The sequence below is a fragment of the Piscinibacter sp. HJYY11 genome (assembly GCF_016735515.1).
Taxonomy (GTDB): domain Bacteria; phylum Pseudomonadota; class Gammaproteobacteria; order Burkholderiales; family Burkholderiaceae_C; genus Rhizobacter.
Genome location: NZ_JAERQZ010000001.1, coordinates 4,826,805 through 4,842,489 on the forward strand (window position 1 = coordinate 4,826,805; position 15,685 = coordinate 4,842,489).

Annotated in this window: 14 protein-coding genes; 5 read left to right on the forward strand and 9 right to left on the reverse strand. The window is 68.8% G+C overall.

Annotated elements, in window-relative coordinates; all coding sequences use genetic code 11:
* The 3 genes from JI745_RS22625 to JI745_RS22635 all read right to left on the reverse strand — a co-directional run bounded on the left by JI745_RS22625 (position 1) and on the right by JI745_RS22635 (position 3,581).
* A complete protein-coding gene (locus JI745_RS22625) occupies positions 1 to 897 on the reverse strand; it encodes a carbohydrate ABC transporter permease (RefSeq protein WP_201812067.1) in 897 nt (298 codons plus the stop codon).
* Between the two features lie 12 nt (positions 898 to 909).
* Entirely contained in the window at positions 910 to 2,139 is a 1,230-nt protein-coding gene (locus tag JI745_RS22630; RefSeq protein WP_201812068.1) for an ABC transporter substrate-binding protein, read from the reverse strand.
* A gap of 65 nt (positions 2,140 to 2,204) precedes the next feature.
* Positions 2,205 to 3,581: a GH1 family beta-glucosidase gene (locus JI745_RS22635; protein WP_236675099.1), complete on the reverse strand. Its 1,377-nt coding sequence runs from the start codon at positions 3,579 to 3,581 to the stop codon at positions 2,205 to 2,207.
* 243 nt (positions 3,582 to 3,824) lie between these two features.
* On the opposite strand from JI745_RS22635, the gene JI745_RS22640 reads away from it, so the two are divergent.
* The 3 genes from JI745_RS22640 to eda all read left to right on the forward strand — a co-directional run bounded on the left by JI745_RS22640 (position 3,825) and on the right by eda (position 8,446).
* Complete coding sequence (locus tag JI745_RS22640) at positions 3,825 to 5,900, forward strand: AsmA family protein (protein ID WP_201812069.1); 2,076 nt, start codon at positions 3,825 to 3,827, stop codon at positions 5,898 to 5,900.
* 80 nt (positions 5,901 to 5,980) lie between these two features.
* Positions 5,981 to 7,795: a phosphogluconate dehydratase gene (edd, locus tag JI745_RS22645; protein ID WP_201812070.1), complete on the forward strand. Its 1,815-nt coding sequence runs from the start codon at positions 5,981 to 5,983 to the stop codon at positions 7,793 to 7,795.
* Positions 7,796 to 7,822: 27 nt separating this feature from the next.
* Positions 7,823 to 8,446 carry a bifunctional 4-hydroxy-2-oxoglutarate aldolase/2-dehydro-3-deoxy-phosphogluconate aldolase gene (gene eda, locus JI745_RS22650; protein WP_201812071.1) on the forward strand — a complete coding sequence of 208 codons (624 nt, stop codon included), beginning with the start codon at positions 7,823 to 7,825 and terminating at the stop codon, positions 8,444 to 8,446.
* Positions 8,447 to 8,465: 19 nt separating this feature from the next.
* Here eda and JI745_RS22655 read toward each other — a convergent pair whose 3' ends face one another.
* From JI745_RS22655 to JI745_RS22665, 3 genes are all read right to left on the reverse strand, one after another.
* The gene (locus JI745_RS22655) at positions 8,466 to 10,541 is read right to left on the reverse strand and encodes a hypothetical protein (protein ID WP_201812072.1); all 2,076 of its coding nucleotides are present in this window, start codon (positions 10,539 to 10,541) and stop codon (positions 8,466 to 8,468) included.
* Between the two features lie 99 nt (positions 10,542 to 10,640).
* Positions 10,641 to 11,027, reverse strand: coding sequence for a lactoylglutathione lyase (gloA, locus tag JI745_RS22660; protein ID WP_201812073.1), 387 nt, complete (start codon positions 11,025 to 11,027; stop codon positions 10,641 to 10,643).
* Between the two features lies 1 nt (position 11,028).
* Positions 11,029 to 11,511: a PaaI family thioesterase gene (locus tag JI745_RS22665; RefSeq protein ID WP_201812074.1), complete on the reverse strand. Its 483-nt coding sequence runs from the start codon at positions 11,509 to 11,511 to the stop codon at positions 11,029 to 11,031.
* A 116-nt stretch (positions 11,512 to 11,627) separates the two neighbouring features.
* Between JI745_RS22665 and JI745_RS22670 the strand changes: the two genes are divergently transcribed.
* Both JI745_RS22670 and JI745_RS22675 read left to right on the forward strand, forming a co-directional pair.
* A complete protein-coding gene (locus JI745_RS22670) occupies positions 11,628 to 12,092 on the forward strand; it encodes a MarR family winged helix-turn-helix transcriptional regulator (RefSeq protein ID WP_201812075.1) in 465 nt (154 codons plus the stop codon).
* Complete coding sequence (locus tag JI745_RS22675) at positions 12,082 to 13,332, forward strand: MFS transporter (RefSeq protein ID WP_201812076.1); 1,251 nt, start codon at positions 12,082 to 12,084, stop codon at positions 13,330 to 13,332. Before JI745_RS22670 ends, JI745_RS22675 begins: the two co-directional genes overlap by 11 nt.
* A gap of 3 nt (positions 13,333 to 13,335) precedes the next feature.
* Here JI745_RS22675 and JI745_RS22680 read toward each other — a convergent pair whose 3' ends face one another.
* Genes JI745_RS22680 through JI745_RS22690 form a run of 3 tightly spaced genes read right to left on the reverse strand, consistent with a single transcriptional unit; the run spans position 13,336 to position 15,656 of the window.
* Positions 13,336 to 13,908, reverse strand: coding sequence for a TMEM165/GDT1 family protein (locus JI745_RS22680; protein ID WP_201812077.1), 573 nt, complete (start codon positions 13,906 to 13,908; stop codon positions 13,336 to 13,338).
* A gap of 6 nt (positions 13,909 to 13,914) precedes the next feature.
* A complete protein-coding gene (locus tag JI745_RS22685; protein WP_201812078.1) occupies positions 13,915 to 14,703 on the reverse strand; it encodes an SDR family NAD(P)-dependent oxidoreductase in 789 nt (262 codons plus the stop codon).
* Entirely contained in the window at positions 14,700 to 15,656 is a 957-nt protein-coding gene (locus JI745_RS22690; RefSeq protein WP_201812079.1) for an MBL fold metallo-hydrolase, read from the reverse strand. Before JI745_RS22690 ends, JI745_RS22685 begins: the two co-directional genes overlap by 4 nt.
* Between the last annotated feature and the right edge of the window lie 29 nt (positions 15,657 to 15,685).

Below are 15,685 nucleotides of genomic sequence, written 5' to 3' on the forward strand. Positions count from 1 at the left end.
TCAGTGCCCCGCCGGTGCCTGGCGTGCCGCCCGCCAGCGCGCATAGCGCAGCGGCATCACGAGGGCAAGCACGGTGATCAGCAGCACGGTCGACGCGGCCGAGGCGAGCCCGAGGTTCGCGCGCTGGAAGAGGTTGTCCATGATGAACTTGCCCGGCACTTCGCTCGCGAGGCCGGGGCCGCCCTGCGTCATGGCGACCACCACGTCGTAGACCTTCACCACGCTCACCGAGAGCAGCACGATGGCCGTGCCGAACGAGGGGCCGAGCATGGGCAGCACGATGCTGAGGTAGTAGCGCCAGCGCGGGATGCCGTCGATGCGCGCCGCGTTCCACAGGCTCGTGTCGATGCCGCGCAGGCCGGCGAGCATCAGCGCCATCACGAGGCCGGACGCCTGCCAGACGGCGGCCAGGGCAATGGCGTACATCACCATGTCCTGGCTCACGATCCAGTCGAACGTGAAATCACTGAAGCCGAGCCGGCGGATGCTGGCCTGCAGCCCCAGCTCGGGGTTGAGCACCCATTGCCACACGAGGCCGGTGGCCACGAACGACATTGCATAGGGATAGAGGAAGACCGTGCGCAGCACCCCCTCGGCCCTGACCTGCTGGTCGATGAAGACCGCCAGCAGGAAGCCGAGCACGAGGCAGGCCACGATGAACACCACGCCGAACAACACCACGTTGTGCAGCGAGAGCATCCAGCGCTCGGAGTTGAAGAGCTTCTCGTACTGCGCGAGCCCGATGAAGTCGGGGATCGGCAGCATGCGCGAGCTGCTCATCGAGACCCGCACCGACCAGCCCACCGTGCCCACGTAGGCGAAGAGCACGGTGGCGGCCATCGGCAGCAGGGCGAGGTAGACCACCCAGTGCCGCAGCCAGCGAGGTCGTCGGTGCATGCGGTTCTGGCCTCAGCCCTTGATCGCGACGCTCATCGCCTTCACGGCGTCGTCGGTGCTCTGGTTGGTGTTCCAGAACTTGGTGATCACGTCCTGCATCGCGCCGTTCACGTCCGGGGAGACCAGCGCTTCAGGGTTGGGCAGGTGGCGCGAGCTGTCCTTCATCACCGTGAGGCCGGTCTGGGCGCACAGGTCCATCGCCTTGGCGTCGACGTCGGTGCGGATGGGGATCGAGCCCTTCTTGTTGTTGAACGCGACCTGCGTGGCCGGTGCGGTGAAGGTGGCCGCGAGCAGCTGCTGCGCCTTGATCGCCTCGGCGTTGTTGGTCTTGGGGAACACGAACACGTCGCCCGCGAGGATGTACGGCGACTTCGGCCCGAAGCCGGGGAAGCAGCCGAACTCCTTGCCCGCCGTCTGCTTGGCCGCCTGGAACTCGCCCTTGGCCCAGTCGCCCATGATCTGCACGCCAGCCTTGCCCGAGATGACCATCGCGGTGGCGTCGTTCCAGTTGCGGTTGGGGGCGCCCGGGTCGGTGTAGGCCTTGAGCTTCTTGAAGGAGTTCATCACGTTCTTGAACGCCTCGGACTGGATGGCCTTCTGGTCGCGGTCCTTGTAGACCTTCATGTACAGCTCGCTGCCGCCGATGTGCGCGAGCAGCGCGTCGAAGACGATCTTCTCCTGCCAGGGCTGGCCGCCGAAGGCGACGGGCGTGACGCCGGCGGCCTTGAGCTTGTCGAGCGTGGCGAAGAATTCATCGGGCGTCTTCGGTTCGGCGGTGATGCCGGCCTTGGCGAAGGCCGCCTTCGAGTACCAGAACCACGCCGGCATGTGGATGTTGACCGGCACGGCGTAGTAGTGGCCGTTGATCCTGATCGCGTTGAGGATGGGTGCCGGGAGCATCTTGTCCCAGTTGTTCTTCTTCGCGACTTCGTCGACGTTGTTCAGCAGGCCGTTCTTGATCACGTCATGGAACTGCTGCGAGGTGTTGAACTGCGCCGCGGTCGACGGGTTGCCGCCGACGATGCGGTTCACGGCCGCCGAGCGGGCCTGCTCGCCGCCGGCCACCGCGTTGTCGACCCAGGTGCCGCCGGCGGCCTTGTAAGCGTTGGCCAGCTCCTGCACCGCGGCCGATTCGCCGCCGGAAGTCCACCAGTGGATCACTTCGGCCTTCTGCGCGTGGGCGCCGAAGGCCATCGTCGCCAGGCTGGCGGCAAGGGCCAGTCGAGTCATCTTGCGGTTCATCGTCATGTCTCCTGTTGTACGGGGTGCGGCCCCGGGTCCGTGGGAATGGTTCGGCCGAGAGCGGGTCAGCTGTGGGCGTTGCGCCGCGCCAGGAAGGCGCGCAGCGCGAGGGCGCTGTCTTTCAAGGTGCGGCGCTGGGTGGCGTAGTCCACGTGCAGCAGGCCGAAGCGCTTGGCGTAGCCGTAGGCCCACTCGAAGTTGTCGAGCAGCGACCAGGCGAAGTAGCCCTTCACGCGCACGCCGGCGCGCATGGCCTGGTCGATGGCGGCGAAGTGGCGTGCGAAGTAGCGGATGCGGTGCTCGTCGTTCACGCGGCCATCGACCACGCGGTCGTCGCTCGCCATGCCGTTCTCGGTGATGTAGATCGGCGGCAGATTGGCGTAGCGCGACTGGAAGCCGGTGAGCAGGTCGCGCAGGCCTTCGGGGTAGACCTCCCAGCCCATCTGCGTGCGCTCCACGCCGGGCTGCGGCGCCTCGACGTAGCCGTGCGCGCCGTCGCTCCGGATGCAGCTGCGGAAGTAGTAGTTGATGCCGAGGTAGTCCATCGGCGCGCTGATGAGCGCCATGTCGCCGTCGCGCAGGGGCGGGCGGCTGGTGGGCCACAGCTCTTCCAGATCGGTGTTGTGGTGGCCGAGCAGCAAGGGGTCGAGCACCCACAGGTTGGCGCAGGCATGGGCCAGCTCGGCTGCGCGCCGGTCGGCCGGCGAGTCGCTCGCGGGCAGCACCGCGTTGACGTTGTGCACCAGGCCCACGGGCGCGGCGTCGCGGCTGCGGAGGGCCTTCATGCCGAGACCGTGGGCCAGCAGCAGGTGGTGCATGGTGTCCATCGCGTGGCGCTCGTCCCTCAGGCCCGGTGCATGCGCGCCGCTCACATGGCCGTGGTACGCGCTGCACCAGGGCTCGTTGAGCGTGGTCCAGGCGTTCACGCGGCCCTTGAGTTCGCGGCCCATCAGGTCGGCGTAGTCGGCAAAGCGGTAGGCGGTGTCGCGAGCCAGCCAGCCGCCTTTGTCCTGCAGGTGCTGCGGCAGGTCCCAGTGGTAGAGGGTGACGAAGGCCTGCAGGTGCTTGTCGGCCAGGCGGTCGAGCAGGCGCTTGTAGAAGTCGAGGCCCTTGTGGTTGGGGCTGCCGTCTGCGGCCATCACCCGCGGCCAGGCGATCGAGAAACGGTAGGCGCCGAGGCCCAGGCCGGCCATGTGGTCGATGTCTTCCTGCCAGCGGTGGTAGTGGTCGCAGGCCACCTCGCCGGTGTCGCCGTTGTCGACCTTGCCGGGCGTGGCACAGAAGGTGTCCCAGATGCTGGGCAGGCGGCCGGCGGCCTCGGTGGCGCCTTCGATCTGGAAGGCGGCGGTGGCGGTGCCGAAGAGGAAATCTCGCCGCCACATGGCAGAGCCGGCAGGAGGGGCAATGGCCGAGGCGGGGTCGTGCTGGGGAAGGGCGGACATGGTGAATAGGTGAATGCCAGAATGGAACCGGTTCCAAGTGTGCGCATTGGAGCACCGTGGAAATTCGGGCGACCATGGGGAAATCCCTGGGTCGCCTCAAGTTGAAACTGGGTTGAAACCGGTTCCAACATCAGGGCTCGTAGGACTCGCCTCACAGCCACAGCCGGCCGGGGCTGATACGGCGGGCCCAGGCGCCGTCCTAAGGTTGCCCACACCCCTTGCGAGAACCTCAGGAGCCACCCGATGACCTCTTCTTCACGGCACATCCGGAAAGGCTGGGCCGTGACAGCGGCGGTGCTGGGCCTGCTCGTCGTCACGGTGGTCACCTGCGAGGTGGTCGGCTGGCCGTTCCTCGCCAAGCCGGTCGAGCGGACCTTGAGCAACATGCTGGAGCGCAAGGTGGAACTGAGCGACGAGGCGTCGCATGCGACCGTGCGCTTCTTCGGCGGGCTGAAGGTGAAGGTGCCGCACCTGCAGATCGGCGCGCCCGAGTGGAGCGAGCGCCCGTACTTCCTGCAGGCCAAGAACGCGGAGATGCACCTCTCGTACCGCGACCTCTGGCGCGCGAAGAAGGGTGCGCCGCTCGACATCGACCTGCTGCGTGCCGACCAGCTCAATGTGAATGCCGAGCGCCGGGCCGATGGACGGGCGTCGTGGGTGTTCGGCAGCCTGCAGAAACCGACGGAAGAAAAGGAAGGCCGGGCGAATGTGTTTCCCACCGTCGGCGACCTGCGAGTCAATTCCGGCACGCTGAGTTATGTCGACGAGCCGCTGAAGGCCGACATCGTGGCCAAGCTGGCCCTCTCCGAAGGCGCGGCCGCGGTGCCGCAACAGCAGCAGGGCTCGCAGCCGCTGCCGGTGGCGCTGCGCGGCCTCATCGCCAGCGCCGAAGGCACCTACGGCCCCGCGAAGCTGAGTGCCAACCTGCGCACCGCGGGCGTGACGCCGCTGCTGCGCAGCGACACCAACGCGCCCTCGGTGCCGGTGGTGCTGGAGCTCAAGGCCAACAAGGCGAGCCTCACCTTCAACGGCACGGTGACCGACCTCTTCAAGCTCTCGGACCTGGCCGGGCAGTTCCGAGTCAGCGGCCCCTCGCTCGCGGCCGCCGGTGACCCGCTGGGCGTCACCTTGCCCACCACCGGTGCCTTCGTGCTGGCCGGCCGCATCAACAAGGACGGCAAGGTCTGGAAAGTCACGGCCGACGACGCGACCGTGGGGTCCACCAAGCTCAAGGGCGACTTCACCTACGACATGGGCCAGCCCGTGCCGCTGCTCGCCGGCAAGGTCACGAGCCCGCGGCTGCTGCTGGCCGACCTCGCGCCCACCATCGGTGGCGAGCCTGGCGCCGAGCCGGCCCCGCCGCCCAAGACCCAGGCGCCCCCTTCAGCGCGCGTGCTGCCCGACAAGGAGTTCGACCTGCCCTCGCTGCGCGTGATGAATGCCGACGTGCAGATGGCCTTCGACCGCGTCGAGCTCGGCGAGCTCTTCGCGCTGCCGCTGCAACCCCTGAAGACGCACCTCACGCTGAAGGACGGCAAGCTGCGCCTCAATGACCTCGTGGCCAGCACCGCCGACGGCAGCCTGCGCGGCAACGTGGCACTCGACGGCACGCGGGACGTGGCCCTGTGGAACGCCGACCTGCGCTGGTCGGGCGTGAAGCTCGAGCAGTGGCTCAAGCAGAAGCGCGAGGGCGACAAGCCGCCTTTCGTGAGCGGCAAGCTCGTCGGCCACGCCAAGCTCGAAGGGCAAGGCCGATCAACGGCGCAGATCCTCGGCAGCCTCAATGGCACCGTGGCGACCACCGTGCGCCAGGGGCAGGTCTCGCACCTGATCGTCGAGGCCGCCGGCCTCGACCTCGCGCAGGCGCTGGGTGTCTTCGTCAAGGGTGACAAGCCGCTGCCGGTGAGCTGTGCGCTTGCCGACCTGAAAGCCGAGAAGGGCGTGCTGACGACCCGCACCTTGGTCGTCGACACGCCCGATTCCACGGTCTGGGCCGAGGGCAGCGTCTCGATGAAGGACGAGGCGCTGGACCTGAAGGCCACCGTGTCGCCCAAGGACTTCAGCCCGCTCGCGCTGCGCACGCCGGTGCATGTGAAGGGCGCGTTCAACGCGCCGAAGGTCTCGCTCGAGAAGGCGCCGCTGGCGCGCCGGGTGGCCGGTGCGGCGCTGCTCGCGCTGGTCAACCCGATCGCCGCCGTGCTGCCGCTTTTCGACAAGGGCGAGAGCGACGAGGACGACAGCTGCAACGAACTGGTCGCCCGGGCGCGCGAGGCGGCCCGCGAGGGCAAGTCGCCTGCGGACAAGAAGAAAGGCAAGTAACGCCACGAAGTAACCCTGGCGCGTTGACTTGTAATTTGGTTACTAGATAATCCGGGGTCAGGTTACAAACTCCCGTCCCGATGAAACCAGCCGTCCTTGCCGTCACCCAGCGCATCCGCGAGCGCAGTGCTCCGCTGCGTACCGCCTACCTGCAGCGTGTGGAGGCCTGGGGCTCGCGGCCACGCGGCGCCGACCGCATGGGCTGTGCGAACGTCGCCCACGCGTTTGCCGCACTGCCCGCCGATGACAAGTTCCGCATCGTGGCCGAGCGGGCGCCCAACATCGGCATCGTCAACGCCTACAACGACATGCTGTCGGCCCACCAGCCGCTGGCCACCTACCCCGACCTGATCCGCGACGAAGCGCATCGCCATGGCGCCACCGCGCAGGTGGCCGGTGGTGTGCCGGCGATGTGCGACGGCGTGACGCAAGGCCTGCCCGGCATGGAGCTCAGCCTCTTCTCGCGCGACACCATCGCGATGAGCACTGCCGTGGCGCTCACGCACGACGTGTTCGACTCGGCGCTGCTGCTCGGCGTGTGCGACAAGATCATCCCGGGCCTGCTCATCGGTGCCTTGCACTTCGGCCACCTGCCGTGTGTCTTCGTGCCCGCGGGGCCGATGACGAGCGGCCTGTCGAACAGCGCCAAGGCCAAGGTGCGCGAGCAGTTCGCGCAAGGCCTGGTGGGCCGTGACGAGTTGCTCAAGGCCGAGTCGGCGGCGTACCACGGCCCCGGCACCTGCACCTTCTACGGCACGGCCAACAGCAACCAGATGCTGATGGAAGCGATGGGCCTGCACGTGCCCGGCACCGCCTTCATCCACCCGCACGAAGGCCTGCGCGAGCAGCTCACGCGCGCGGCCGTGCGCCAGGTGCTCGACATCTCACGCGGCGAGCGCCGCACGCCGATCGGCCGTGTGGTCGACGAGCGGGTGATCGTCAACGCGCTGGTCGCCCTGCTGGCCACCGGCGGCTCGACCAACCACCTGATCCACTGGGTGGCCGTGGCGCGCGCGGCCGGCATCCTGATCGACTGGACCGATTTCTCGGAGCTCTCGCACGTGGTGCCGCTGCTGTCTCGCGTGTACCCCAACGGCAGCGCCGACGTGAACCAGTTCCAGGCCGCTGGCGGCCCCGGCTTCGTGCTGCGCGAGCTGCTCGATGCCGGCCTGCTGCACGGCGACGTGCTGACCACCACCGCCGGTGGCCTGCGCGACTACACCCGCGTGCCCGCCATGGACGGCGAGCGCCTCGTGTGGCGCGACCTGCCCGAGGCAAGCGGCGACGACAGCATCGTGCGACGTGCCAGCGACCCCTTCAGTGCCACCGGCGGCCTGAAGCTGCTCGAGGGCAACCTCGGCCGCTCGGTGATCAAGGTGTCGGCCGTGCCCGAGACCAACCACGTCATCGAAGCGCCCGCGATCGTGTTCGACGACCAGGAGTCGCTGCTCGCCGCCTTCAAGGCCGGCACGCTGCAGCGCGACTTCGTGGCGGTCGTGCGCTTCCAGGGCCCGCAGGCCAACGGCATGCCCGAGCTGCACAAGCTCACGCCGCCGCTGGGCGTGCTGCAAGGCCAGGGCTTCAAGGTGGCGCTGGTCACCGACGGCCGCATGAGCGGTGCGTCGGGCAAGGTGCCGGCAGCCATCCACGTGAGCCCTGAGGCGATGGCCGGTGGGCCCTTGGCGAAGGTGCGCACCGGCGACCTGATCCGCCTCGACGGCGTGGCCGGCACGCTCGAAGCGCTGGTGGACGCCGACACCTGGGCCCAGCGCGAGCTCGCGACGATCGCTGACCAGAAGCGCGAGGACAACGCCCACGGCCTCGGCCGCGAGCTCTTCGGTGGCATGCGCCGCAACGTGCGCAGCGCCGAAGAAGGCGCCATCACCTGGCTATGACCTGGCTCTGATCAGAAGCACCCCACCATGAACACACTCGAACTCGCATCACACGGCCCGGTCATCCCGGTCATCGTCATCGAACGCCTGGAAGACGCCGTGCCCATGGCCGAGGCGCTGGTCGCCGGCGGCGTGAAGGTGCTGGAGGTGACGCTGCGCACGCCGGTCGCTTTGGCGGCGATGGAAGCCATCGCCAAGCAGGTGCCCGAGGCGATCGTCGGTGCCGGCACCGTGCGCAACGTGGCCGATGCGAAGGCCGCCTACAGCGCCGGTTGCCGCTTCGCGGTGAGCCCGGGCTACCTGAGCACGGTAGGCCAGGCCTGCCGCGAGATCGGCCTGCCGCTCCTGCCCGGCGTGGCCACCGGCAGCGAGGTGATGCAGGCCAACCTCGACGGCTACGACTTCCTGAAGTTCTTCCCCGCCACCGCGGCCGGCGGCATCCCGATGCTCAAGGCGCTGGCCGGCCCCTTCCCCGACGTGAAGTTCTGCCCCACCGGCGGCATCACGCCCGAGACCGCGCCGCAGTTCCTCGCGTTGCCCAACGTGGTGGTGTGCGGCGGCTCCTGGCTCACGCCCGCCGTGGCCATGGCCGGGCGCGACTGGGGCCGCATCACGCAGCTGGCGCGCGAGGCCCAGGCGCTGCGCGCCTGAGCGCTCCCGTGGCTCGGCCTCACGGCGGCGTGAGGTCGTAGGTGGCGTAGTGCGCGTTGAAGGCCCGGCCGGCGCTGTCGGTGCTGTAGAGGTGCAGGCCCGTCTGGTAGGTGTTGGTGCCGAAGCTCGGGCCCGTGCCGTTGCAGTGCAGGTCGTTCACCGTCGCCACGCTGCAATTGATCACCCCGCTGCGTGCCACCGACGAGACCGTGGCCCCGTCGTTGAACGACTGGTTGGGCGTGCCGGTCACCACTCGCACGCCGAAGAGCGTGATGTTGACCGGAGGCAGTGCGCCCGCGGGCACTTCCCAGCTGACGGCCACCGGCCCGGCGCCGAGCGGAAGCACGCCGGTGGACAGGGCCGTGCTCGCCATCGTGGCCAGGGCGCTGACCGGCAGCCGCGCCAGCGGCCGGGCGCGGAACTCCGCGAGGGTCAATGCGCGTGAACGGGTTCGGTAGGCCTGCTCGGCCGCGAGCGTGGCCGGGTCGCTGGCAAGGTAGTAGCGGAAGCGCCAGACCGACTGTGCGGGGATTGCCGCGACTTCCGCCTCGGTGAGTTGCGGAGAGGCGAAGACGAGCCCGGTGTCGAGCGTGGACGGCGAGCCCGGCGTGGCGGCCGACTCGTAGGCCGACGCCACGCGCAGCAGGCTGGTGCCGCTCAAGGTGCCGTTGGCGCGCACGAGGTTGAGCGCAGCACCGCCCGCGGACGGCCGCAGCGTGAGCGTGGTGCCGAACGGCGTCTGCACCTCCACCCGGTCGAAGATCGGCACGCCGTTCACGGTCGTGTTGTTGACCTGCAGGTTGTAGGCGCTGCTGTAGTAGTTGAAGTCCGACTGGCCGAGCGTCGGGAAGACACGGTACTGGTGATAGGCCGCGACGCCGCCGCTGTAGGCGTACTGGTTGCCGATCAGCTTGAGCGCCGCGCCTTCGCGCCGCACCACCAGCGAGTCGTAGGTGGTGTTGCCGCTCGTGGCGACCGAGCGGTAGCCCACGACGAGATCGCCGTTGTTGCGCGCGAACTCGTAGGTGCCCTGGCTGAACACGAGGCCGGTGGCGCCGTTGCTGAAGATGCCGGAGAAGGAGCCCGTCGCGCTGACGACGTTGCCCTGGCTGAGGTAGGTGCCCGGGTCGTCGCCGACGAAGAGCGAACGGCAGGCGGGCGCGGTGATCTGTGCCGCAGTGGTGCCGCCGGTGGCGATGCGTTGCGACAGCGGCAGTGCATAGCAGGCGGTGATGCGCGCCATCAGGTCGCTGATGAGCGGCGCAGTGCCGGAGGGCGCGAGCGCGGCGGGGTCGACGGGCGTGTTGAGTGCGGTGCTGTTGGCGGCCACGATGTCGGGCAGGGGCTGCGTGCTGCCGAAGCGCACCGGGGTGAGGGCGGCACCCGCGGCACTGGCGCGCAAGCCGACCTCCACGTTGGCGCCGGTGGTGCCGGTGGGCGTGATGGTCACGTAGAGCGAGTCCAGCAGCTGGTCGAAGCCGGTGCCGTCGACGACGAACACGCCGCGGATCGGATCGAAGGTCGTCTGGCCGGCAGCCGTCAGGTAGGGCGCGAGCAAGGTGCGCACCTCGGCCAGCTTGTCGCTGATGGACTGCGTGTCGACAGTGGCCGCACCACTGCCCACTTCACCCGCCAGGGCCAGCGGCTGGCCCGAGGGGCTCAGGCGTGTGGCGACGAGCGTGGTCACCGGGCTCAGGTTGAGCCGCGTGGTCGTGCCGGCGGCCGGGGCGGTGTCGAACACGCTCACGAGCGTCTGGGTTTCACCGGTGGCTTCGGTGCGTGACGCGACGGCGACGAAAGGCGCCTGGGCGGTCTCGCTGAGCGTCAGCTCCCACTGGCCATCGCTGCCGACCGGTGCGCTCGTGCCCACGAGCCCGCCGCTGCGGTCGTAGATGCGCACCACCGACTCGGTGAACGGTGCGCCGGTGGCTGCCACGCCGCCGAACTTGCGCGCGGGGCGGGTGTTGGTGCTGCCGCCACTGTCGCCGCCTCCGCCGCAAGCGGTGAGGGTGGCTGCCGCCACGAGGGTGATGGCGAATTGCCGCAGCCGGCGTGGCTGGCGGAATGAGGCTGTCGTAGACGAACGCTGCTGCATGGTGTCCTCCCGTCGATGGCATCGTCGGAAGGCATGCTAGGCAACGAGGTCGTCGCCCGCGTCATCCAGTCGGATGAGATGCGGGCGGGTTCGCGTCGTTCAGGGTTTGCGTTCGATCAGCTCGACCTTGTAGCCGTCGGGGTCGGTGATGAAGGCGATCACCGTCGAGCCGCCCTTCACCGGGCCGGCTTCGCGGGTGACGGCGCCGCCGTTCGCGCGGATCTTCTCGCAGGCCGCATACGCGTCGGGCACTTCGATCGCGATGTGGCCGTAGGCGGTGCCGAGCTCGTATCGGTCGACGCCGTAGTTGTAGGTGAGCTCGATCTCGGCGTGCTCGGGGTTGTGGCCGTAGCCGACGAAGGCGAGCGAGTATTTCTGCTCGGGCCGGTCGGTGGTGCGCAGCAGTTGCATGCCCATGACCTTCGTGTAGAAGTCGATCGACCGTTGCAGGTCGCCGACGCGCAGCATGGTGTGGAGTAAGCGCATCTCAGCCTTTGGCGTCCATGATGAAACAGGTGGTGGAGGCGTGAGCGTACAGCTTGCCGTCGTGGCCGTAGAGGCGGCCCTCCGCCGTGCCCATGCTGCGGCCGAGGTGAATCACCTTGCCTTCGGCACGCACGAGCGGCACGTGCTCCGTCAGCGCCCGCACGATGTTGATCTTCAGTTCGACCGTCGTGTAGCTCTTGCCGACGGGCAACGACGAGTGGATGGCGCAGGCCACGCAGGAGTCGAGCAGGGTGGCGAACCAGCCGCCGTGCACCGTGCCGAGCGGGTTGTAGTGCGCGCGGCGCGGGCGGCCCTGGAAGATGGCGCGCCCGGGCTCCACGAAGACCGGCAGGAAGTCGAGCGTCTCGCCAATGTGCGGCTGGGGCAGCTCGCCGGAGAACATCGCATCGAACACCTCGATGCCGGCCTTGCCCGCCACCTGCTCGGGGCGGATCACGCCGAGGGCGCTGCGGCGGGCGCGCACTGCGGCCTCATCGGCCTCCCAGGCGGCGAGGGTTGTTCAGGGGTGAGGGTGGTGGCGTCGGCCATGGAATCCTCCAAACGGTTGCATATACAAAGATTGTAGCTACAATCGATCGCATGGTAGCCCCGACCCGATCCGTCACGCAGCCGCGCGGCTGTACCAACTTCAAGCTGCGCCAGATCACCCGCATGATCAGCCGCCGCTACGACGCGGCGGTGGCGGCCGCCGGCCTCAAGACCACGCAGTACTCGCTGCTCTCGCACATCGGCGCGATGGAACCGGTGCGGCCGTCGGACCTCGCAGCCCGGATGAACCTGGAGGTGTCGACGCTGTCGCGCAACCTGCAGCCGCTCATCGCACAAGGCTGGGCAGAGCTCGGGCCGGGCCCCAATGCGCGCACCCGGCTCGTCACCCTCACCGACGCCGGCCGTGCCAAGCGCGCCGAAGCGCAGCGCCTGTGGAAGCAGGCGCAGACGAACCTCAATGAGGTGCTGGGCGAAGCCCGGGTGGTGCAGTTGCACCAGTTGATCGACGAAAGCCTGGCGCTGCTGGGGCCCGACGGAGAAACCGATGACGAATGAGACGAACACACGCCGCCTCGCGCTCTGGCTGGTGCTGCTGGCGGCGGCCGGCACCTTCTCGCTGACGATGGGGGCGCGCCAGTCGATGGGGCTTTTCCTCAACACGCTGAACACGCACACCGGCCTCGGCCTTGCGAGCATCAGCCTCGCGTTCGCCTTCGGCCAGCTGTGGTGGGGCCTCACGCAGCCATTCGCCGGCATGGTGGCCGACCGCGTGGGCGCCGGGCGTGTGCTCGTGGCCGGCGTGCTGCTCATCGCCATCGGCACGGCGATGGTGCCGTTCATGACGACGACGGCCGGGCTGATCCTCGCGATCGGCGTGCTGTCGGCCGGTGGCGCCGGCATGGCGGGCCCGGCGGTGCTGATGGCGGCGACCACGCGGCTCGTGCCGGCCGAGAAGCGCGGCATGGCCTCCGGCATCGTGAACGCGGGGGGCTCGTTCGGGCAGTTCCTCTTTGCGCCGCTTGCGCAGGCGATCACCGCGGCGTCGAGCTGGATCGTGGCGCTGCAAAGTCTCGCGTTCATCACGCTGCTGGCGCTGCCGGCGGCCTGGGTGCTGCGTGGCACGGCGCAGCAGGCAGCGGCCGCTGCCGGTGCGGCGCCGGTGAAGAAGGAGACCACGCGCGAAGCCATCGGCCGCGCGATGCGCGACCCGAGCTACCTGATGCTGAGCGCCGGCTTCTTCGTCTGCGGCTTCCACGTCGCCTTCATCGCGACGCACCTGCCGGGCGTGGTGGCCTCGTGCCAGCTGCCGCCGGCACTGGGTGCATGGGCGCTGGGCATCATCGGGCTCTTCAACATCGTGGGCAGCGTGGCGATGGGCTGGGCGGTGTCGTTCCAGGGCGGGCGCTGGCGCATGAAGTCGCTGTTGTCGCTCGTCTATGCAACGCGCGCGGTGGCGGTGCTGCTGTTCCTGATCGCGCCGAAGACCGAGTTCACGCTGCTGGTGTTCGCGGCGGTGATCGGCGTCACCTACCTTTCCACCGTGCCACCGACCGCGGGCCTCGTCGCCAAGTTCTATGGTCCTGCGCACATGGCCACGCTGTTCGGTCTGGTGATGCTGGCACACCAGATCGGCGGCTTCCTTGGGGCCTACTTCGGCGGCAAGTCCTTCGAGTGGACCGGCAGCTACAACTGGATGTGGTACGTGGACATCGTGCTGGCCATCGGCGCGGCACTCATCCACCTGCCGATCCGCGAGGCCTCGGCCGTGCGGGCCGCGCAGCCGGCCAAGGCTTGACGCTCAGATTCCGACGCCGAGAAGGACCAGCACGCCGATCACCGCGAACACCAGCGCGGCGATCGCGTGCACCCAGGCCATCGGCACGAACCTGACCGCACGCTCACCGAAGAGCACCGCCGGCACGTTCGCCAGCATCATGCCGAGGGTGGTGCCGAGCGTCACCCACACCAGCGACTGGAAGCGCGCCGCGAGCATCACGGTCGCGATCTGCGTCTTGTCGCCCATCTCGGCCAGGAAGAACGCGACGACGGTGACGCCGAACACGCCCCAGCGGCCGGCGCCGGCGGTATCGCCCTCGTCGGCCTTGTCAGGGATGAGCATCCACACGGCCACCGCGAGGAACGAGGCCCCGAGGATCCAGCGCATCCACTGCGGGTCGACGAGGCTCTGCAGCCACGCGCCGAGCGCCGCTGCTGCGGCGTGGTTGGCGAGCGTGGCGACGAGGATGCCCAGCACGATGGGCACCGGCTTGCGGTAGCGGGCTGCGAGCAGCAGGGCGAGGAGCTGGGTCTTGTCGCCGATCTCGCCGAGGGCGACGACGCCAGTCGACACCCAGAAAGCTTCAAACGTCATCAAGGATCAGGTCGTGGGAACGGTGTAGTTGAGCGTCATGCGGCCGCCATCGACGAAGACGATCTCGCCGGTCATGTAGCTGGAAGCGCTGCTCAGGAGGAATGCGGTGACCTCGGCGATCTCTTCCGGCTCGCCCAGGCGCTTCATCGGCGTGCGGCTCATGATGCGCTGCTTGGCTTCTTCGCTGCCGAGCACGGCGTTGCGCGCGAGCTCGGTGGCGATGGTGCCGGGGGCGACGGCGTTGACACGCACGCCCTTGTCGGCCAGCGAAAGCGCCATCACCCGCGTGAGCTGGTTGATGCCGCCCTTGCTCACGTTGTAGCTCGCGATGCTGGGAATCGCCATCACGCCGTTGACCGAGCTCATGTTGACGATGGCGCCGCCACCGGACTTCACCATCTCGCGTGCGGCAGCCTGGCCGACGAGGAAGGCACCTTTGAGGTTGACGTCGATCACCGCGTCCCAGTCGGCTTCGGTGATGTCGAGGAAGTCGGCGGCCTTGAAGATGCCGGCGTTGTTGACGAGGCCGGTGATGCGGCCAAAGGCCTTGAGCGTCTCGGTGATCGCGGCAACGACCTCGGCCTTGATCGCGACGTTGCAGTGCACGTAGTGCACTCGCCGGCCTTGAGCCGCGAGCGAAGCGGCGAGGGCCTGGCCGCGCGCATCGTCGACGTCCCAGAGTGCGATGCCGGCGCCGTCTTGCGACAGGCGCTCGGCGCAGGCCGCGCCGATGCCTTGCGAGGCCCCGGTGACGATGACGACCTGGTCGTTCAGCGCGAAGTGGACGTGGCTCATCGTTTGTCTCCCTCCAGCCAGACGGCAATGCCTTGCGCGTTGAGCTCGATGTCGTTCTCGAGCAGGTGCAGCACCTCGGCATCGGGCAGCGTGCAGCCGTGTGCGCGCACGCGGCGCAAGTAGACATCGCCCAGGGCTTGCTTGAGTTGGTCGTGACGCTGCGGCACATCACGCAAGGGTGTGGCGAGCTGCACCAGCTCGTCGATCTGCTCCAGCAGCATCGCGCCGAGCGTGGGGACGCCCTGCACGCGGCCGTAGTGCGTGAGGTACATCGACTCCGGCGCGTACGACAGCAGCCGCTGCACCGAGGTCTTGAGTGCCGCGGGATCGAAATGCACCGGCGTCGTGGTCGGCAGCAGCCAAGGGCCGCGCACGGTGTCGAACTCGCGGTAGGAGAGGCCGAAGGTGTCGCCGGTGAAGAAGCTCCTGCTGCGCTCGTCCCAGATGCAGTGGTGGTGCTTCGCGTGGCCGGGCGTGTCGAGCAGCGTCAGCGTGCGACCGGCGAGCTGCACCGTCATGCCGTCGTGGCTCGTGACGACACGCTCCTTCGGGATGGGCGCGATCGTGCCGTAGGCGCGTGCCACTTCGTCGGCGCCGTAGACCTCACTCGCGCCGGCGATCAGTGCGCTCGGGTCGACCATGTGGCGCTCGCCGCGCGGGTGCACCAGCAGGCGCGCATGGGGCAGCGCTTGCATCAAGGCACCGGCACCGCCGGCGTGGTCGAGATGGACGTGGGTCACGATGACCCAGTCGGCGTCTTCGGGTCGGAGGCCGGCCGAAGCAAGCGCCGCCAGCAGGCGGGGCACGCTGTGCGTGGTGCCGGTGTCGATGAAGGCCGCGCGGCCGTCTTCGACCATCAGGTAGGCGGCATCGAAGTCGGGGCGGTGGAAGCCGGTGTCCACGGTGTGGATGCCATGCTCCGGAGGGCCCCCGAACGAGGGTGTGGCAGTCATGATTCATTCTAGGCAGCGCGCGAAACCCC